2 protein-coding genes (1 of these 2 only partly in view) are annotated in these 21,384 nt (G+C 73.6%); both read right to left on the reverse strand.

What is annotated here, in order from left to right:
* Positions 1–34: 34 nt before the first annotated feature.
* Positions 35–6,460: an SDR family NAD(P)-dependent oxidoreductase gene (locus ACWC2B_RS31210; protein ID WP_450722509.1), complete on the reverse strand. Its 6,426-nt coding sequence runs from the start codon at positions 6,458–6,460 to the stop codon at positions 35–37.
* Positions 6,457–21,384: the 3' portion of a type I polyketide synthase gene (locus ACWC2B_RS31215; protein ID WP_450722482.1), read on the reverse strand. It continues 13,632 nt past the right edge of the window; the window shows 14,928 of its 28,560 coding nt (coding positions 13,633–28,560); the start codon falls outside the window, past its right edge — the gene reads right to left on this strand; the stop codon is at positions 6,457–6,459. The genes ACWC2B_RS31210 and ACWC2B_RS31215 overlap by 4 nt, the downstream gene beginning before the upstream one ends.

Genomic DNA, 21,384 nt, shown 5'->3' on the forward strand with positions numbered 1-21,384 from the left:
CGTGGAACCTTCCGTATAAATGCGTGGGTCTGACTCAGAGTTCGCTCTGCCGGCCGAGCTCGTTGTCGATGAAGGCGAAGATCTCGTCGGTGCTGGCGGATTCGATCCGCTCGGAGACCTCCTCGCCGTCCTCCTCCGCCGGGGTCCCGCGCCAGTCGTCCAAGATCTGTGCCAGGCGGCCGGCGACGGCGGCCCTGGTACGGGCGTCGGGCTCGCTGACGGCGAGCGCGGAGCCGAGCCGTTCCAACTCGGCGAGGAGGTCCGGGCCCGTGGCGGACTCGTCCACGAGCTCCGCGACGAGGTGTTCGGCGAGTGCGGTAGGGGTGGGGTAGTCGAAGACGAGGGTGGCGGTCAGCCGCAGGCCGGTGGCCGTGGAGAGCCGGTTGCGCAGTTCGACCGCGGTCAGCGAGTCGAAGCCCAGGTCGTTGAACTCCCGCCGGGCGTCGATGGCCTTGGCCGAGGCGTGCCCGAGCACGGCGGCGGCCTCGGTCCGTACCAGGTCGGTCGCCAGGCGCATACGCTCCTCCGGCCGTGCCTCCCGCAGTCGATGGCCGAACGTCGCCGCGGCGCCGGTGCCGCCCGCGGCGGCCGCCGTCCGGCGGCCGCCTTTAACCAGGCCCCGCAGCACCGGAGGCACCGAGCCGCGGTCCGGAGTGCCCGTGGCGACCGGCCCGATCGGGACGAGGTGCGCCATGTCGGTCGCGGTCGCGGCGTCGAACAGCGCCAGCCCCTGCTCGGTGGTCAAGGGCGTGGCCCCGTAGGCGGCGATCCGCTTGAGGTCCGCGTCCGACAGGGCGGCGGTCATCCCGCCGCTCGGGGCCCAGGCGCCCCAGGCGAGGGACTGGGCGGGCAGGCCCTGCGCCGTACGGTGGCGGGCCAGCGCGTCGAGGAAGACGTTGCCCGCGGCGTAGTTGCCCTGACCCGGAGTGCCGAGTACGCCCGATATCGACGAGTACAGCACGAACGCGGCGAGGTCGAGGTCCTTGGTGGCCTCGTGCAGATGCCAGGCCGCGTCCACCTTCGGACGCAGTACGGCCGACAGCCGCTCGGACGTCAACGCGGACACCACACCGTCGTCGAGAACACCGGCCGTGTGGATCACGGCGGTCAGCGGGTGCTCGGCCGGTACGGAGGCCACGAGCGCGGCGACGGCAGCCCGGTCGGCCATGTCACCGGCCCGCACTCTCACCTCGGCGCCGTGGCCGGCCAGTTCATCCCGCAGTTCGGCGACGCCCGGAGCATCCGGGCCACTGCGGCTGACCAGCAGCAGGTGCCGCATGCCGCGCTCGGTCACCAGATGCCGGGCCAGCTCACGGGCCAGTCCCCCAGTACCCCCGGTGATCAGCACCGTGCCGTCCGGGTCCCACGGGCGCGGCAGAGTAAGCACGATCTTCCCGATGTGCTGCGCCCGGCTCATGAACCGGAACGCCTCCGGCGCCCGCCGTACGTCCCACGTCGCGATCGGCAGGGGGCGCAGCGTGCCCTGGGCGAAGAGATCCAGCAGTTCGCCGAGCATCTCCTGGACCCGGTCGGGGCCCGCTTCGGCGAGGTCGAAGGCACGGTAGTGCACTGCGGCGGCGGACTCGGTGCCTCGGATGTCGGTCTTGCCCATCTCCAGGAAACGGCCACCGGGGGCGGTCAACCGCAGCGAGGCGTCGACGAACTCACCTGCCAGGGCGTTGAGCACCACATCCACGCCCCGGCCCTCGGTGACCGCCCGGAAACGCTCCTCGAAGTCGGTGGTACGGGACGACGCGATGTGGTCGTCCGCGACACCCAACTCCCGCAGGGTGTCCCACTTGCCCTCGCTTGCCGTGGCGAACACCTCGGCGCCGAGATGCTTGGCCAGCTGGATCGCCGCCATACCGACACCGCCGGCACCCGCGTGCACCAGAATCGACTGGCCCGGCCGCAGATCCCCCAGGTCCTTCAGGGCATACAGGGCGGTCAGGAACACCAGAGGCACCGACGCCGCTTGAGCCGACGACCAGTCCTCCGGGATACGGGCCAGCAGCCGCTGATCGGTCACCCCCACCGGCCCGTAGCCGCCGAAGACCATGCCCAACACCCGGTCACCCGGACGCAGTCCGCGCACGCCGGGCCCGGTCTCGGTGACCACACCGGCGGCCTCCGCGCCCAGCAGCCCGGCCTCACCCGGATACATCCCCAAGGCATTCAGAACGTCGCGGAAGTTGACGCCGGCGGCCTGGACCTGGATGCGGACCTGGCCCTCGGTCAGGGGCTCCAGGATCTCCGGGCAGGGCGCGAGCACCAGACCGTCCAGGCTGCCCTTGGCCGCGCTGTCCAGCCGCCACGGCACTCCGACAGGGGGCAACAGCGCGGCTCCACTGCCGAGTTGAGCCAATCGGCCCACCCGTAGCGCACCGTTGCGCACCACGAACTGGCTCTCTCCGACGGCCAGTTGGCCCGGCGCGTCCGCGAGCACCGCGGCGAGATCCTCACCCTCCGCCCCGTCCTCCAGGTCCACCAGCGCGATCCGGCCGGGGTGCTCCGACTGCGCCGAGCGCACCAGCCCCCACACCGCGGCAGCGGCCACATCCCGTACGGACTCCCCGGCATCCGCCGAGACGGCGCCACGGGTGACGAACACCAGACGCGAGGTGGCGGATTCCTCCCGGTCCGCCCAGTCCTGAAGCACACCGAGAACCCGTGCGGAGAGCTCGTGAGCACCGGCGGGCACGTCGTCGCCCGCACCGGACACGGGGATCACCACAAGATCCTCGTCCCCCGCGAGATCCGCCAGGGAGCCGACCGACGCGCCCACACCCAGCTCATCCGCGCCCAGGGACACACACCGCACGTCGACCGATCGTTCGTCGACCGACCGCGTCTCGGGAGCCGCCACCCAGTCCAGCGACAGCAGCCCGCCGTGCCCCGCACCGCGCCGAGTCGTCGACCGGCCCGTACCGGGGTCCCGGTACGCCCGCATCACCATCGCCTCGGCGGACAGCACGGGTGCGCCTTCGACGTCGACGGCCGCGAGGGACATCGAGTCGTCACCGGTCTTCGCCACCCGCACCCGCAGCACCGCCGCGCCTCCGGCGTGCAGCGAAACGCCCTTCCAGGCGAACGGCAGAAACTGGTCGTCGGCGCCGCCGACCCCGGCCATCCGGTGGGACTGCAGCACCGCGTCCAGCAGCGCCGGGTGGATCCCGAAGGCCCCGGCCTCCCCGGCGACCCGGTCCGGCAGCGCCACCTCGACGAAGACCTCGTTCTCGCCCCGCCAGACCGCGCGGAGCCCCTGGAACGCGGGTCCGTAGCCGGTCCCGTCGTAGAAGCCCTCCAGGTCGACGTTCACGGCGTCCCGCGGCGGCCAGACCGGGGAGCCGAAGTCGGCTACCCGCTCACCGCGGGTCAGCGTGCCACCCGCGTGCTGAGTCCACGGCTGACCGGGGTCGGCGTCCGGGCGCGCATACACCGAGACGGCGCGGGCGCCCGTCTCGTCGGCGGCTCCGACCAGCACCTGGACCTGCGCGGCACGGTCCTCCTGGAGCACCAGCGGCGTCATCAGGACGAGGTCCTCGACCCGGTCGCAGCCGACCTGGTCGCCGGCGCGCATCGCCAGTTCCAGGAAGCCGGTCCCGGGGAAGAGGACGCTGCCGCCCATGACGTGGTCGACCAGCCACGGATGCGTGTGCAACGACAGCCTGCCTGTCAGCACCACCTCGCCGGAGTCCGCGACGGTGAGCGACGCCCCCAGCATCGGGTGCTGGGCCGGGAGGAGCCCGGCACCGGTGAAGTCCCCGGAGAGCGCGGCGGGCCGGGGCCAGTACCGCTCGTGCTGGAAGGGGTAGGTGGGCAGGTCGACACGGCGGGCACCGGTGCCCGCGAAGATGCCGGACCAGTCCACCCCGACGCCCACGACGTGCAGGTGCGCGAGAGCGGTGACCAGCGCGGTCTCCTCCGTCCGGTCCTTGCGCAGGGCCGGAACGGCGGTCGCGGCGTCGTCCAGGGTGTGCTGGGCCATCGCCGTCAGCACCCCGTCCGGCCCCAACTCCAGGAAAACCGAAGCCCCTTCGGCCTCCAGGGCATCAACGCCATCGGCAAACCGCACGGTTTCCCGCACATGCCGCACCCAGTAGCCGGGCGAGCACACCAGCTCTTCGGTGGCCAGCCCGCCGGTCACGTTGGAGACGAGCGGAATCTGCGGGGCCCCGTACGACAACCCCTCCGCCACCCGGCGGAAGTCCTCCAGCATCGGCTCCATCAACGCCGAGTGGAAAGCGTGGCTCACCGGCAGCCGCTGCGTCTTGCATCCATCGGCAGCCAACTCATCTGCGATACGTGCCACTTCGGCCTCGCGACCGGAAAGGACGACCGCCCGGGGGCCGTTGACCGCCGCGATCGACACCCCGTCGGTCAGCCGCGCCACCACCTCATCCTCGGCGGCCTGGACGGCCACCATCGCGCCACCGGCCGGCAACGCCTGCATCAACCGCGCCCGGGCCGCCACCAGCACACACGCATCCGCCAGCTCCAACACCCCGGCCACATGAGCCGCCGCGATCTCACCGATCGAATGCCCGGCCACGAAGTCCGGCCGCACGCCCAACGACTCCACCAACCGGAACAACGCCACCTCGACCGCGAACAACGCCGGCTGCGTAAACCCGGTCTCGTCCAACCGCTCCCCGTCCTCGAACATCACCTCCCGCAGATCCCGCAGCTCACCATCGAAGTGCGCCAGCACCGCATCCAATGCCTCCGCGAACACCGGGAACCGGCCGTACAACTCCCGGCCCATCCCGACCCGCTGCGCCCCCTGGCCCGAGAACAACACCGCCAGCGGGCGCGCCTCCTCCGCGCGGCCTCGGGCCGCCTCGGACAGCTCGCCGTCCTCGGACAGCAGCACCGCACGGTGCTCGAAGGCCGAGCGGCCCGAGGCGAGCGAGAACCCCATATCGACCGGTGTTTCCGCACCGCTGCGCGACGAGATCCGCTCGATCCCTGCCGCCAGCGCCTCCTCGGTCCTGCCCGACACCAGCCACGGGACGACGGCGGGCACCAACCCCGGTTCGGTCTCCGGCTCTTCGGCCGGTTCCGCCTGCTCGATGATGACGTGGGCGTTGGTGCCGCTGATGCCGAACGACGACACCCCGGCGCGCCACGGCCGGTCGGCCTTGGGCCACTCCCGGGACTCCGTCAGCAGTTCCACCGCACCGGACGACCAGTCCACGTGCGACGACGGCTCGTCCACGTGGAGCGTCTGGGGCAGCACACCGTGCCGCATGGCCAGGACCATCTTGATGATCCCCGCCACACCGGCCGCTGCCTGCGTGTGGCCGAGGTTGGACTTCACCGAGCCGAGGAGCAGCGGCCGCTCGGGGTCGCGGTCCTTGCCGTAGACGGCCAGCAGGGCCTGCGCCTCGATCGGGTCGCCCAGGGTCGTGCCCGTGCCGTGCGCCTCGACGGCGTCCACGTCCGAGGCCGACAACCCGGCCCCGGCCAGCGCCTGCCGAATCACCCGCTGCTGCGCAGGGCCGCTGGGGGCGGTGAAGCCGTTGGAGGCGCCGTCCTGGTTGACGGCCGAGCCCCGCACGACGGCGAGCACGGGGTGCCCGTTGCGGCGGGCGTCGCTGAGGCGCTCGACGACGAGGACGCCGACGCCTTCGGACCAGCCGGTGCCGTCGGCGTCGTCGGAGAACGCCTTGCACCGGCCGTTGGCCGCCAGCCCGCCCTGCCGGCTGAACTCCATCAGGGAGCCGGGGGACGACATCACGTTCACTCCGCCGACCAGGGCCAGCGAGCACTCCTCGGCCCGCAGGGCGTGGGTCGCCGTGTGCAGGGCGACGAGCGAGGAGGAGCACGCCGTGTCGACGGTCACCGCCGGGCCTTCCAGGCCCAGCGTGTAGGAGAGCCGGCCGGACGTGGCGCTGGCGGCGATGCCGGTGCCGATGTCGCCGGTGGCGTCGGCCAGCGAGCGCACCAGCAGGTAGGCGTAGTCCTGGCCGTTGGTGCCCACGAACACGCCGGTGCGGCTGCCGCGCAGAGCGGTCGGGTCGATGCCGGCGCGCTCGACGGCCTCCCAGGAGGTCTCAAGGAGCAGCCGCTGCTGCGGGTCCATGGTGACGGCCTCGCGCGGGGAGATGCCGAAGAAGCCGGCGTCGAAGTCCCCCACGCAGTCGAGGAAGCCCCCTTCCTGGCTGACGGCGTTGCCGCGCGCGTCGACCCCGGCGGTCCGCAGGGCGTCCAGGTCCCAGCCGCGGTCCGTGGGGAACGCGCCGATCGCGTCCTTGCCCGCGGCCAGGAGCTCCCACAGGTCCTCGGGCGACTGCACGCCGCCCGGATACCGGCAGGCCATCGCCACGATCGCGATCGGCTCCGTGGCCGCGGCGACGAGTTTGTGGTTCTGTCGGCGCAGGTGCTCGGCTTCCTTCAGCGAGGCGCGGAGGGCTGCGACGACGCTTTCACTGGATGTGGTCATGGTCCGCTCTTTCAGCGCTCTTGGGAGGAGTTGCCGTCGAGTGCCGCCTGTACCAAGTCGGCGACGTCCATCGCGTCGATCGACTCGTCGTAGGCGTCCGGTGCCTTTCCGGCGGCCGCGCCGTCGGATGCCGCGGCCTGTTGGGCGGCGAGCTTCATCAGGGGGTCGAGCACACCGATCTCGCGTAGTTGGTTCATGGAGACGGAGGCGAGCAGGGCCCGGATGCCGGAGGGGTCCGGGTCGCTGTCGCCGGCCCCGTCCCCCGGTCCCTCGTCGGGAACGAGCAGGCTCAGGAGGTGGTCCGCCAAGTCGGCGGAGTTGGGGTGGTCGAAGACGAGCGTGGCGGTCAGGGTCAGTCCGGTGGCGGCGCCGAGCTGGTTGCGCAGTTCGACGGCGCTGAGGGAGTCGAATCCGAGGTCGCGGAACGCCCGGTCGGCGCCGACGACGTCGACGGTGGAGTGTCCCAGTACGGCCGCGGCTCGGCCGCGGACCAGGTCCAGTACGGCTCGGGTGCGCTTGGCGGGCGACAGGCCGGCGAGCTTCTCGCGCAGTGCGTCGCCGGTGGTGCCCTCGCCGGTGTCCCCGGCCGTCTGGTGCTCGGTGACGGCCGGCTCGCCGAGCAGCGGGCTGGGCCGTACGGCGGTGAAGGAGCGGACGAACCGGTCGCGGTCGATGTCGGCGACGACCTCGGTGGGTCGCCCGTCCATGACGGCCCGGCGCAGCGCCACGACGGCGAGGTCCGGGTCCAGCGGGCGGATGCCGGTGCGCCGGGCCGCTTCGGCCGCCCGGTGGTCGGCAGCCATTCCGTCGCCGCCCCACACTCCCCAGGCGAGCGAGGTGGCGGCCAGGCCCTGGGCGCGGCGCTGTTCGGCGAGCGCGTCCAGATAGGCGTTGGCGGCGGCGTAGTTGGCCTGGCCAGCGTTGCCGACCGCTCCGGAGGACGAGGAGAACAGGGCGAACACGGCCAGGTTCAGGTCCCGGGTGAGGTCGTGCAGGGCCAGGGCCGAGGCGGCCTTGGCGCGGAACACGGCCTCGTAGCGGTCCGGGGTGAGACTGTCGAGGACACCGTCGTCCAGGACGCCCGCCGTGTGGATCACGCCGGTCAGCGGCGCCTCGTCGGGGATCGCGGCGAGGACCTCGGCGAGCGCGGCGCGGTCGGCGGCGTCGCAGGCGGTGAGGGTGACCTCGGCGCCCAGTGCGGTGAGTTCGGCCCGCAGTCCGTCCGCGCCGGGGGCCTCGGCGCCCCGGCGGCTGATGAGCAGCAGGTGCCGGGCGCCCGCCTCGGCGAGCCGGCGCGCCACGTGACTGCCCAGGGCTCCGGTGCCGCCGGTGATCAGAACGGTGCCGGTGGGGTTCCACTCCCGCGTGCCGGGTCCGGCCGGTACGGGTACCAGTCGGCGGCCGAGGGCGGCGGAGGGCCGGATCGCGATCTGGTCCTCGCCGCCGGGAGCCGCGAGGGTTTCGGCGAGGCGGGCCGCGGACCGCACGTCGAGGGTGTCGGGCAGATCGATCAGACCGCCCCAGCGCTGCGGGTACTCCAGGGCGGCGACCCGGCCCAGGCCCCATACGGCGGACTGGGCGAGCCCGGGTACCGGCTCGGCGGGGGTGGTGGCGACCGCGCCGCGGGTGACGCACCACAGGGGTGCGACGAGGTCCGCGTCACCGAGTGCCTGGATGAGGGCGGTGGTCAGGGCCAGTCCCTCGGGGGCCTCCGCACCGTGCCCGGGTGCGGCGGCAAGGGCGAGCAGCGACACCACTCCGGTGAACTCGTGTCCATCGGCGGCCAGTTGACGCAGCCGTGCGGCCAGCGCCGCACGGTCGGGTCCGGGCACTTCCAGGCGCACGGTGTCCGGGCCCAGGGCGGCGACTGCGTCGGCGGCCCAGGGGTCGTCAAAGTGGCCGGCCGGAAGCACGGCGAGCCGGGTGCCGGCCAGGGTGCGGACGGATTGCGGGGTCAGCGGCTGCCAGGTGATCTGCTGCCGCCAGCCGTCGATGGTGTGCTCCTCGCCCCGCCGGCGGCGCCAGTCCGCGAGCGCGGGCAGCACCTTGGCCAGTGCGTCGCCGTCGACGTTGAGGGTCGTCTCCAGCGAGGCGAAGTCGGCCTCGTGGACCGCCGACCAGAAGCCGTCGTCCGCGGCGCCCGGCGCTGCGGGGTCGGCGGCCGCCTGGGTGACCGGCCAGTACCGCTCGTGTTGGAAGGGATAGGTGGGCAGGTCTGTGCGGCGGGGCGCGGTCGCCGTCCCGTCGAACAGGGTGTCCCAGTCAGGGGCGGCTCCGTCGACGTACAGCCGGGCGAGGGCGCTGACCAGGGACTCCTGTTCACCGCGGTCCTTGCGCAGCGCCGGTACGGTGACCGGCCGCGCGGGCAGGGCGACCAGGGTGTCCAGGGTGTCCTGGGCCATGGCGCCGAGTGAGCCGTCGGGGCCGAGCTCCAGGAAAGCGGTCACGCCGCGCTCGGCCAGGGTGCGGATCCCGTCGCCGAAGCGGACCGTTTCGCGGACGTGGCGCACCCAGTAGTCCGGGTCGCACACCTGCCGTTCGGTGGCCACCCGGCCGGTGACGTTGGACACGATCGGGATCGCCGGGGCGTGGTAGGCAACGCTTTCGGCGACACGTCGGAAGTCCTGGAGCATGGCATCCATGTGCACGGAGTGAAACGCATGGCTCACCCGCAAACGCGTAGTCTTCCGCCCGTCGGCGGTGAACTTCTCCGCGATGTCGGACACGGCCGCCTCGTCGCCGGAGAGGACCACCGATCGCGGTCCGTTGGCCGCGGCGAGGGACACCCGGTCGGTCAGGTGCGGCCGGATCTCCTCCTCGGTGGCCTGCACGGCGACCATGGCACCGCCCGTGGGCAGGGCGTTCATCAGCCGGGCCCGTGCGGCCACCAGTCGGCACGCGTCGTCCAGGGAGAGGACCCCGGCCACGTGCGCGGCGGCTATCTCGCCGACGGAGTGTCCTGCGGCGAAGTCCGGGCGGATGCCCCAGGATTCGACCAGGCGGAACAGTGCCACCTCGATGGCGAACAGTGCGGGCTGGGTGAAGCGCGTCTCGTTCAGCCGCTCCGTGTCCCCGAACATGACGTCCCTCAGGGGGAGTTCCAGTTCCGCGTCCAGGCGTGCCGTCACCGCGTCGAGGGCCTCGGCGAACACCGGGTAGCGGGCGTGGAGTTCCCGGCCCATGCCCACGCGCTGCGAGCCCTGGCCGGAGAACAGCACCGCGAGCTTGCCGCGGCGCTCCGTCGCCTCGCCCCGCAGGACCTGGGGGGTGTCGAGTCCGTCGGCGAGCGCGGCCAGGCCCGTGAGCAGTGCCTCGCGGTCTTCGGCGAGGACGGCGGCCCGGTGGGTGAAGGCCGATCGGGTGGTGGCCGTGGACCGTGCGAACTCGGCGACGGCGAGGTCGGGCCGAGCGACCACGTAGGCGTGCAGTTGTCGGGCTTGGGCCCGCAGTGCATCCGGCACGGTGCCCGTCACGGGGACCGGCAGCGGGCCGACGGTCCCCTGGGGGCGCGCGGGCTCGTCCGTCGTGGTCTCCGCGGGCTGTTCGATGATCACGTGGGAGTTGGTGCCGCTGGCGCCGAACGCCGAGATTCCGGCCCGGCGCGGGCGTCCCGTACGCGGCCAGTCGGCCGCTTCCGCCAGAAGTTCGACGGCTCCGGCGGTCCAGTCGACGTGTGCCGACGGCTCGTCGATGTGCAGGGACCTGGGCAGCACGCCGTGGCGCATCGCCAGCACCATCTTGATCACGCCGGCGACGCCGGCGGCCGCCTGGGTGTGGCCGATGTTGGACTTCACCGACCCCAGCAGCAACGGCAGTTGGGGGTCACGTCCCTGGCCGTACGTGGCCAGTAGCGCCTGCGCCTCAATGGGGTCGCCCAGGGTGGTGCCGGTGCCGTGCGCCTCCACGGCGTCCACGTCGGCCGGCGCCAGCCCCGCGTTGGCCAGCGCCCGCTGGACGACGCGGCGCTGCGAGGGACCGTTGGGCGCGGTGAGGCCGTTGCTGGCGCCGTCCTGGTTGACGGCCGAGCCGCGCAGCACCGCGAGGACCTGGTGCCCGTTGCGGTGGGCGTCCGAGAGGCGTTCCAGGACGAGGACGCCCACGCCCTCGGACCAGCCGGTGCCGCCCGCGGCGGAGGAGAACGGCCGGCAGCGGCCGTCCGGGGCGAGGGCTCCCATCTCCCCGAACTCGACGAAGTTCACCGGGCTGGACATCACCGTCACACCGCCGGTGACCGCGAGGGAGCATTCGCCCGCCCGCAGGGCCTGGGCGGCCAGGTGGAGTGCCACCAGGGACGACGAGCAGGCCGTGTCGACGCTGACGGAGGGGCCCTCCAGGCCGAAGTGGTACGCCACCCGGCCAGAGAGCAGGCTCGCCGACTGCGCGGTCTGCGCGTGGCCCAGCTGGCCCGCTTCGGGCCGGTAGTCGCCCGATCCGCCGCCGACGAACACGCCGGTGTCGCCGCCGCGCAGCTGGGCGGGGTCGATGCCGGAGCGTTCCAGTGCCTCCCAGGTGGCTTCCAGGAGGATGCGCTGCTGCGGGTCCATCACCATGGCCTCGCGCGGGGAGATCCCGAAGAATCCGGGGTCGAAGTCCGCGACGTCGTAGAGGAATCCGCCTTCGCTGGTGACGGTCCGGCCGCGGCCGTCCCGGTCGCCGTGCAGCAGTCGGTCCAGATCCCAGCCGCGGTCCGTGGGGAAGCCTCCGATGGCGTCGACTTCGCCCGTGACCAGCTGCCACAGGTCTTCGGGCGAGCGGACCCCGCCCGGGTAGCGGCAGCTCATGCCCACGATGACGACCGGGTCCTCGGAGGTGTGGGAGTGCTGCGCCCGCACCGCCCCGCGGAGTTCTTCCGCTTCCTCGCCGAGGAGTTCGGCCCGCAGGTGACCGGCGAGCGCCTCGGCCGTGGGGTAGTCGAAGACGAGGGTTGCGGGCAGGGTCAGGCCCGTCGCGGTGGCGAGCTGGTTGCGCAGGTCGACCCCGGTCAGCGAGTCGAAGCCGAGGTCCCGGAACGCCTGGCCGGAGGGTACGGCGTCGGCGTCCGCGAACCCGAGCACCGCGGCGACCCGGGCGCGGACGAGGGCCAGCAGGACCTCGGTGCGTTCCGTGTCCGTACGGGCGGCAAGTTCGGCCCGCAGGCCGGTCGCGGTGCCCGCGGTGCCCGGCTCGGTACCGCCCGGCTCCGCCAGTGCCTCGTGGGCCTCGGGCAGCTCCGCGAAGAGGGCGCTGCGCCGGTTGCGGGTGAAGGCGGGCACGAACCGGTCCCACTGGACGTCGGCCACCGTCACCGAGGGGGTGTCGGTGCCGAGCGAGCGGGCGAGCGCGCTCAGGGCCCGGGCGGGGTCCATCGGGGGCAGCCCGTTGACCCTCAGGTGGGTGGCCAGGCTGTCGGACTCGGTGTCGGCCCAGCCGCCCCAGGCGACCGTCACGGCAGGCAGTCCGCGGGTGCGCAACGTGCGGGTCAGGGCGTCGAGTTGGGCTCCGGCCGCGGCGTCGGTGGCCCGGCCGCCGGCACCCCAGGTCCCGGCGACCGAGGAGAAGAGGACGAACGCGTCCAGGGGACGGTCGCCGGTCACCGCCTCGGTCACCTCCGCCAGGTCCGCCACGTCGGCGCGCAGCGCGGCCAGGGCGGCGTCGGGCTCCTCGGTGTCGGACGGCGTTTCGGCGTAGACGACGGCGGTCAGCGGTGTCTCTGCCGGCAGTGCGGCGAGCGCGGTCAGCAGTGCCTCGCCGTCGGTCGGGGCGCAGTCGAGCACCGTCACGGGTACGTCGAGGCCGTCGAGTGCGGCGTGGGCCCGTGCGGGGTCCGGTGCGGTGGGGTCGGCCAGCACCAGGTGCCGGGCGCCGTGTTCGGCGAGCCAGCGGGCGCAGTGTCCGCCGGTGCCGGCTGCCGGGCCGACGATCAGGACCGTGCCGGTCGGCTGCCACGGGGTCGCCGGGCCGTCGTTGGCGGCGCGCACCAGTCGTCGCCCGAAGAGGCCGGAGGCACGCAGCGCCACCTGGTCCTCGTCGCCGATGCCCCCGAGGACGGCACGGAACCTTTCGGTCGAGCGCGGGTCGAGCACCTGCGGCACGTCGACCAGGCCGCCCCAGCGGTCCGGGTGGTCCAGGGCGGCGACCCGGCCGAGTCCCCAGACCGTCGCCTGGGCGGGGCTGACCTCGGTCTCGGAGCGGCCCACCGACACCGCGTCGCGGGTGACGCACCACAGCGGGGCGTCGATTCCAGCCTCCGCCAGTGCCGCTATCGCCTCGTTCGGCCAGGCCGGTCCGGCGGGGACGGCGTCGGTGTACGGGGCCGCGAGCAGCGAGACGACACCCGCGAACTCGACGTCCTGTGCAGCGAGTTCGGCCAGCGGACCGCCGAGTGCGGCACGGTCGGTCGGGTCGGCTTCGACGATGACGGCCGACTCGCCGAGGGCCGCGAGGACGGCGGCGGTCCACGCGTCGGCGGCGCCGCCCGTCGGGACGAGCGCCAGCCACCTGCCGGTGAGGGTGGCGGGCGGGGTGCCGGTCAGCGGGGTGAAGGTAACGCGGTAGCGCCAGCCGTCGACGGTCGAGCGTTCGACGCGCTTGCGGCGCCAGGCGGACAGCGCGGGTACGAGGGCCGACAGTGCGGCGTCGTCCAGTTCGAGGCCGTCCGAGAGCGAGGAGAGGTCCGCGCGCTCCACGGCGTCCCAGAACTCGGCGTCCACGGAGTCCTGCGGGCCGTCCTGAAGGTGCCCGGCGGCCCCGGCCTCCGGCCAGTACCACTCCTGCTGGAAGGGGTAGGTGGGCAGGTCCACGCGGCGGGCGCCGGTACCGGCGAAGATCGCCGACCAGTCCACCCCGACGCCCACGACGTACAGGTGGGCGAGTGCGGTGAGCAGCGCGGTTTCCTCGGGCCGGTCCTTGCGCAGCGCCGGAACGGCGGTCGCGGCCCCGGCCAGGGTGTGCTGGGCCATCGCCGTCAGCACCCCGTCCGGGCCCAACTCCAGGAAGGCCGATGCGCCTTCCTCCTCAAGCGTCCGCACACCGTCCGCGAACCGCACGGTCTCCCGTACGTGCCGCACCCAGTAGTCGGGCGAGCACACCAGTTCCTCGGCGGCGAGTCCCCCGGTCACGTTGGACACGAGGGGGATCTGCGGAGCGGCGTACGACAGCCCCTCGGCCACCCGCCGGAACTCCTCCAGCATCGGCTCCATCAGCGGCGAGTGGAAGGCGTGGCTCACCGCAAGACGCTGTGTCTTGCGGCCCTCGTCCGCCAACTCCCCGGCGATCCGGCGGACTTCGGCTTCGTTCCCGGCGAGGACGACCGCCTCGGGGCCGTTGACCGCCGCGATCGACACCCCGTCGACCAGTCGCGGCCGGACCGCGCTCTCGGCGGCCTGGACGGCCACCATCGCGCCGCCCGCAGGCAGCGCCTGCATCAGCCGCGCCCGGGCCGCCACCAGCGCGCAGGCGTCCGCGAGCGAGAACACTCCCGCCACGTGCGCCGCCGCGATCTCACCGATCGAGTGCCCGGCCACGAAGTCCGGCCGGACGCCGAGGGACTCGGCCAGTCGGAACAGTGCCACCTCGATCGCGAACAACGCCGGCTGGGTGTAGCCGGTCTCGTCCAGGCCCTCCGCGCCGCCGAACATCACCTCCCGCAGCGGACGCTCCATCGCGTCCTCGGCCTCGAAGTGCGCCAGCACCTCGTCCAGGGCCGCCGTGAACACCGGGAACCTGTCGTACAACTCCCGGCCCATGCCCACCCGCTGGGCACCCTGGCCGGAGAACAGCACGGCCAGTTTCCCGCCGGCCTCCTGGGCGACACCGCGTGCGAGTTCCCGTACGCCCGCTGCGTCGGCCGCGAGAACCGCGCGGTGGGCGAACGTGGAACGGCCGGTGGCGAGGGAGTGGCCCACGTCGAGCGGTGACGTGCCGGTCAGTGCCGAGACCTGCTCGATCTGTGCCGTCAGCGCGGCCGCGGACTTGCCCGACACCGGCCAGGGCACGAGGCCCGGCAGCGTGGCGGGCTCCGGTGCCACCCGTTCCTCGGTGTCCGGTGCCTGCTCGATGATGACGTGGGCGTTGGTGCCGCTGACGCCGAAGGCGGAGACGCCGGCCCGCCGGGCGTGCCCGGTCTCGGGCCACTCCTGCTGCTCGGTGACGAGCGCGACCGTGCCGTCGGTCCAGTCGACGTGCGAGGACGGGGAGTCGATGTGCAGGGTCTTGGGCAGGACGCCGTGGCGCATCGCCAGGAGCACCTTGATGGCGCCGGCGACGCCGGCGGCGGCCTGGGTGTGGCCCAGGTTCGACTTGACGGCGCCGAGCAGGAGCGGGTGTTGCCTGTCCTGCCCATAGGTGGCGATGAGGGCGCCTGCCTCGATGGGGTCACCGAGGGTGGTGCCGGTGCCGTGGGCCTCGACGACGTCGACGTCGGCGGGGGTGAGGCGGGCGTCGGCGAGGGCCTGGCGGATGGCGCGCTGCTGGGCCCGTCCGCTGGGCGCGGTCAGCCCGTTGGAGGCGCCGTCCTGGTTGACGGCGGTGCCGCGCACGATGCCCCATACGTCGTGGCCGTTGCGGCGGGCGTCGGAGAGCCGTTCCAGGACGAGGACGCCCACGCCCTCGGACCAACTGGTGCCGTCGGCGGCGTCGGCGAAGGGCTTGCACCGCCCGTCGGGGGCCAGTCCGCCCTGGACCGTGAACTCGGTGAAGGAGCCGGGGCTGGACATGACCGAGACGCCGCCGGCCAGGGCGAGGGTGCACTCGCCGTTGCGCAGCGCGTTGGCAGCCAGGTGCAGGGCGACCAGCGCGGAGGAGCAGGCGGTGTCGACGGTGACGGCCGGGCCCTCCAGGCCGAACGCGTAGGAGAGCCGGCCGGACATGACGCTGGCGGTGTTGCCTGTGGCGACGTGGCCGCGGAGGTCGGCGGTGCCGGTGCCCTGGCGCAGGAGCGTGGCGTAGTCCTGGCCGTTGGTGCCGACGAACACGCCGGTGCGGCTGCCGCGCAGGGTGTTCGCGTCGATGCCGGCGCGCTCGAACGCCTCCCACGAGGTCTCCAGGAGCAGTCGCTGCTGCGGGTCCATGGCCAGCGCCTCGCGGGGCGAGATGCCGAAGAAGCCGGCGTCGAAGAGGCCGACGCCGTCCAGGAATCCGCCTTCGAGCGTGGCCGAGGCGCCCTGGGCGAGCGCGTCGAGGTCCCAGCCGCGGTCCGCGGGGAAGCCGCTGACCGCGTCCTCACCGCGGGTCAACAGCCGCCAGAGGTCTTCGGGGGACCGTACGCCGCCGGGGAAGCGGCAGTTCATGCCGACGACGACGACGGGATCGTCGTCCGCCGCCCGGCCGGCCGGGGCCGGGATGTCGGTGTCCGGCTCGGGCAGGGTGCCCAGGAGTTCGGCGAGCAGGAAGTCGGCGAGTGCGGTCGGGGTCGGGTAGTCGTAGACGAGGGTCGCGGGCAGTTTCAGGCCGGTGCCGGCCGTGAGCGTGTTGCGCAGTTCGACGGTGGTCAGCGAGTCGAAGCCGAGGTCGCTGAAGGCGCGTTCGGCGCCGATGCCCGAGGTGCCGGTGTGTCCGAGGACCGCGGCCACCTGGGTGCGTACCAGGTCCAGGACGAAGCTCGGGCGGGCGGCCGGGGAGAGTCCGGCGAGCCGCCGGCGCAGGGCCGGTTCCCTCAGGGCGGCGTGCGGTGTCCCGGCGGACGGTGTGGTCTGGCGCAGTGCGGGCAGGTCGCCGACGAGGCGGCTGGGGCGCGTCGCGGTGAACACCGCCGCGTAGCGCGACCAGTCGATGTCCGCGAGGGTCGCCGTCGGGGCGCCGTGCTCGATCGCCCGCCGCAGGGCGGTGAGGGCGAGGTGGGGTGCCATGGGGACGAAGCCGCCGCGGCGGATCCGAGCCTGGACGCCGGTGCCGTCGGCCGCCATACCGGTCTCGGCCCAGGGGCCCCAGGCCACCGAGGTGGCGGGCAGGCCGTGGGCGCGACGCTGTTCGGCGAAGGCGTCGAGGAAGGCGTTGGCGGCCGCGTAGTTGCCCTGGCCGGGTGCGCCGAGGGTGCCGGCGACGGAGGAGAAGAGCACGAACGCGCTCAGTTCCTGGTCGCGGGTGGCCTCGTGCAGGTTGACCGTGGCGGTGACCTTGGCGCGCAGGACCGCGGTGAACTGCTCGGCGGTGAGGGTGTCCAGGGTGCCGTCGGCGACGGTGCCGGCGGTGTGGAACACCGCGGTGAGCGGGTGCTCGTCGGGGATCGCGGCCAGGACGGCGGTCAGCGCGTCGCGGTCGGCGGTGTCGCATGCCGCGAGGGTGACCTCGGCTCCCAGCTCTTCGATTGCCGCGGCCAGTTCGGCGGCGCCGGGGGCGTCCGCGCCTCGGCGGCTGACCAGCAGCAGGTGCCGGGCGCCCGCCTCGGCCAGCCATCGGGCGACGTGTCCGCCGAGCGCGCCGGTGCCGCCGGTGACGAGCACGGTGCCGGTGGGGTTGAAGGTGTCTGTCCCGGGGGCCGGTTCGGCTCGGTGGTGGGCCAGGCGACGGGCGAACGCCGCGGTGGTGCGCAGCGCGAGTTGGTCCTCGCCACCACTGGCGGCGAGGACGGCGGCCAGGCGGCGCAGGGTGTTGCCGTCGAGCTCGTCGGGCAGGTCGATCAGACCGCCCCAGCGCTGCGGCTGCTCCAGTGCGGCCACCCTGCCCAGGCCCCAGACGGCGGCCTGGGCAGGGTGGACCAGGTGTTCGGTGCGGTCCACGGCCACCGCGGTGCGGGTCACGCACCACAGGGGGGCCTCGATGTCCGCGTCGCCCAGGGCCTGGACGGCGGTGGCCGTCAGCAGCAGACCCGTGGTCGTGGTGTCAGTGACGTCCTGGGTGTCGTCGCCGGCGGTGGCCAGCAGGGACAGGACGCCCGTGAACTCGCCGTGTACGGCGGTCAGTTCGCGCAGCCGGTCGGCCAGGTCCCGGCGCTCCGGGGCGGTGACGACCAGGCGTACGGAGTCGGTGCCCAGCACACCGGCGGCCGCGTCGAGCCATCCCGGCTCGCCGTCGGCGGGTGCGAGCACCAGCCAGGTCCCGGTGGGGCGTGCGGTGGCAGGGGCGGCCAGGCGCTTCCAGGTGGTGCGGTAGCGCCAGCCGTCGACGGTGGAGCGCTCCCGGCTGCGGCGCCGCCAGGAGGAGAGAGCCGGGACGACGGCGGTGAGGGTGTCGTCGTCCAGGTCCAGCGACGAGCCCAGGGACTCCAGGTCCGCCCGCTCGACGGCCGACCAGAAGTCCGCGTCCGCCGCGTCGGCGGGGTGGGCGGGTGCGGTGGTTCCGGTGGCCGCCTCGGGCCAGTAGCGCTCGCGCTGGAAGGGGTAGGTGGGCAGATCGATCCGGTGGGCTCCGCTGCCCGCGAACACGGCGTTCCAGTCGACCCGTACCCCGTGGAGGTGCAGGTGAGCCAGTGCCGTGGTCAGGGCCGGGGCCTCGGGCCGGTCCCGGCGCAGTGCCGGGACGGCGGTGGCGTGGGTCTCCTCGTCGGTGCCCTCGCGTACCGCGCCGCTGAGCACGGCGTCCGGGCCGAGCTCGAAGAAGGTGCGCACGCCGTGCTCGGTGAGATGCCGTACGGCGTCGGCGAAGCGGACGGTGCCGCGGACCTGTCCGGTCCAGTACTCCGGCACGGCGAGTTCTTCGTGCGTGAGGAGCGTCCCGGTGACGGTGGACACCAGCGGCACGGTGGGTGCGTGACAGGTGACGGAGCGGACGACGCGGGCGAAGTCCGCCAGCATCGGGTCCATGTGTGGCGAGTGGAAGGCGTGGCTGACGCGCAGCCGCTTGGTGCGGCGGCCCTGCTCTTCGAAGTGCGCCGCCACGGCGAGCACCGCGTCCTCGTCGCCCGAGACGACGAGGGAGGTCGGGGTGTTGACGGCGGCGACCGCGGCCCGTCCCTCGTACGGGGTGAGCGCGGCGGCCACTTCGTCCTCGGTGGCTTCGACGGAGGACATGGCGCCGCCCCGGGGCAGTGCGGCCATCAGCCGGCCACGGGCGGCGACCAGGGTGCAGGCGTCCTCCAGGGAGAGGACTCCGGCGGCGTGCGCGGCGGCGAACTCGCCGATGGAGTGGCCCGCGACGTAGTCGGGGCGCAGGCCCCAGGACTCGGCGAGGCGGAACAGGGCCACTTCGAGGGCGAAGAGGGCAGGTTGGGTGTAGCGGGTGTCGTCCAGCAGCGCCGCCTCGGGTGAGCCCGGGGCCGCGAAGAGGATCTCCCTTAGCGGACGGTCGAGTTCGAGGTCGAAGCGGGTGAGTACGGCGTCCAGTGCCTGGGCGTAGACCGGGTGCTGGTCGTAGAGCTCGCGTCCCATTTCGGGGCGCTGGCTGCCCTGGCCGGTGAAGAGGAAGGCCAGCCGGCCGTGGTCCGGGCGGCCGGTGAGCAGCCCGGCGTCGGGGGTCGCGTCGCGCAGCGCGGTCAGGGCCCGGGTGAGGGTGTCGGGGCCGTCGGTGAGGACGGCCGCGCGGTGCTCCAGGGCGGCGCGGGAGGTGGCGAGCGAGAACGCGAGGTCGGTGAGCGGGAGTTGGGGATGGTCGGTGAGGTGGGTCAGGAGCCGTCCGGCCTGGGCGCGCAGGCCCGCTTCGGTGCGTCCGGACAGGACCAGGGGGACGGGGGTGGGGTCGGCCGGGCGGGCCGGTGCGGTGGCTGTGATTGCGCCGTCTGCCCCGGATGCCTCGGACCGGTCTGCCGGGGCCTCTTCGAGGATGGTGTGGACGTTGGTGCCGCTGAGCCCGAAGGAGGAGACGCCCGCGCGGCGCGGGTGTCCGGTGCTCGGCCAGGGCAGCGGCTCGGTGAGCAGTCGGAGGGCGCCGGAGCTCCAGTCGACGTGCGAGGAGGGCCGGTCGATGTGCAGGCTCCGCGGCACGGTGCCGTGGTGCATGGCCATGACCATCTTGATGATGCTGGCGACGCCGGACGCCATCTGGGTGTGGCCGATGTTGGACTTGACCGATCCCAGCAGCAGCGGGTGCTCGGGGTCGCGGCCCTGGCCGTAGGTGGCGAGCAGGGCCTGCGCCTCGATGGGGTCGCCGAGGGCGGTGCCGGTGCCGTGTCCGTCGACGACGTCGATGCTGTCGGGGTCCACGTTGGCGTTGGCCAGGGCCTGGCCGATGACGCGCTGCTGGGACGGGCCGTTGGGCGCGGTCAGGCCGTTGGAGGCGCCGTCCTGGTTGACGGCGGAGCCACGGATGACGGCCAGGACCCGGTGCCCGTTGCGGCGGGCGTCGGAGAGCCGTTCGACGAGGACCAGCCCGACGCCTTCGGCCAGGCTCATGCCGTCGGCCTGGTCGGAGTACGCCTTGCAGCGGCCGTCGGCCGCCATCGCGCGCTGCCGGCTGAAGCCGACGAACGCGCCGGGCGTGGACATGATGCTGACGCCGCCCGCGAGGGCCAGGGAGCTCTCGCCGTTGCGCAGGGACTGGCAGGCCAGGTGCAGGGCGACGAGGGAGGAGGAGCAGGCGGTGTCGAGGGAGACGGCCGGGCCCTCGAAGCCGTAGGTGTAGGAGAGCCGGCCGGACAGGACGCTGGAGATGGTTCCGGTGATCAGGTGTCCCTCGGCGCCTTCCGGGCCGGCGCCGGAGGCTCCGTAGTCCTGGTAGCTGGCGCCGATGAAGGTGCCGGTGCTGCTGCCGCGCAGGGTGGCGGGGTCGATCCCGGCACGTTCCATCGCCTCCCAGGAGGTCTCCAGGAGCAGGCGCTGCTGGGGGTCCATGGCGAGGGCCTCGCGGGGCGAGATACCGAAGAAGGAGGCGTCGAATTCGGTGGCGTCGTGGAGGAATCCGCCCCGGGTCGAGTAGGTGTGGCCGGCCCGGTCGGGGTCCGGGTCGTAGAGGCCCTCGGCGTCCCAGCCGCGGTCGGTGGGGAATTCGCTGGTGGCGTCGCCCCCCTCGGCGACCAGGCGCCACAGGTCCTCCGGTGAGCCGATGCCACCGGGGTAGCGGCAGCTCATGCCGATGATGGCGAGGGGCTCGTCGTTGGCGGCGGTGGTGTGCGTGGTCGGGACGGTGGTGCCGGTGGCGGATCCGGCGAGGGATTCGCGCAGGAACGCGACGAGGGCGAGCGGGTTGGGGTGGTCGAAGACCATGGTGCTCGGCAGGGCGAGCCCGGTCACGGCGGCGATCCGGTTGCGCAGGTCGACGGCGGTCAGCGAGTCGAAGCCGACGTCGCGGAAGGCACGTTGTTCGGAGAGCACGTCGGGTGAGGCGTGGCCGAGTGCGGTGGCGGCCTCGCCACGGACGAGGTCCAGCAGGAGCCGGTCCTGTTCGACGACGGCCAGCCCGCGCAGCCGGGTGGCGAACTCGCTGCCGGAGTCCTTGGCCTGGTTGGTGTCGTCCTCGACGAGTCGCCGGACCTCGGGCAGGTCCGCGAAGAGCCGGGTGGGCCGCGCGGCGGTGAAGACGGGGTAGTAGCGCTCCCAGTCCACGTCGGCGACGGCCAGCAGCGTCTCGTCGTCGTCGAGGGCCTGGCGCAGGCCGGTGAGGGCCAGTTCGGGGTCCATGAAGACCAGTCCGCTGCGGCGGATCTGGCCGGGGTCGACGCGGCCGAGCTTGAGGTCGTCGGCCCAGATGCCCCAGGAGACGGCGGTGGCCCGGGCGCCGCGGGCGCGGCGGTGTTCGGCCAGGGCGTTGAGGTGGGCGTTGCCGGCGACGTAGGCGGCGTGGGCGCCGCTTCCCCACATGCCGGCGGTGGAGGAGTACAGGACGAAGGCGTCGAGGTCGTCGCCGAGGAGTTCGTCCAGGTGCCGGGCGCCGTTGACCTTGGCGTCCATGACCTTCGCGAAGTCGTCGAGGGTCGTCTCGTCCAGCGTCGCCAGCTCGATGGTGACGGCGGTGTGCACGACGGTGCGTACGGTGCGGCCCTCGGCCGTGAGCGCGGTGAGCATCTGGGCGACCGCGTCGCGGTCGGTCAGGTCGCAGGCGACGACGTCGGCCTCGCAGCCCAACTCGGCGAGTTCCCGGACGAGTTCGTCGGA

It is taken from the genome of Streptomyces sp. NPDC001415 (genome assembly GCF_053597395.1).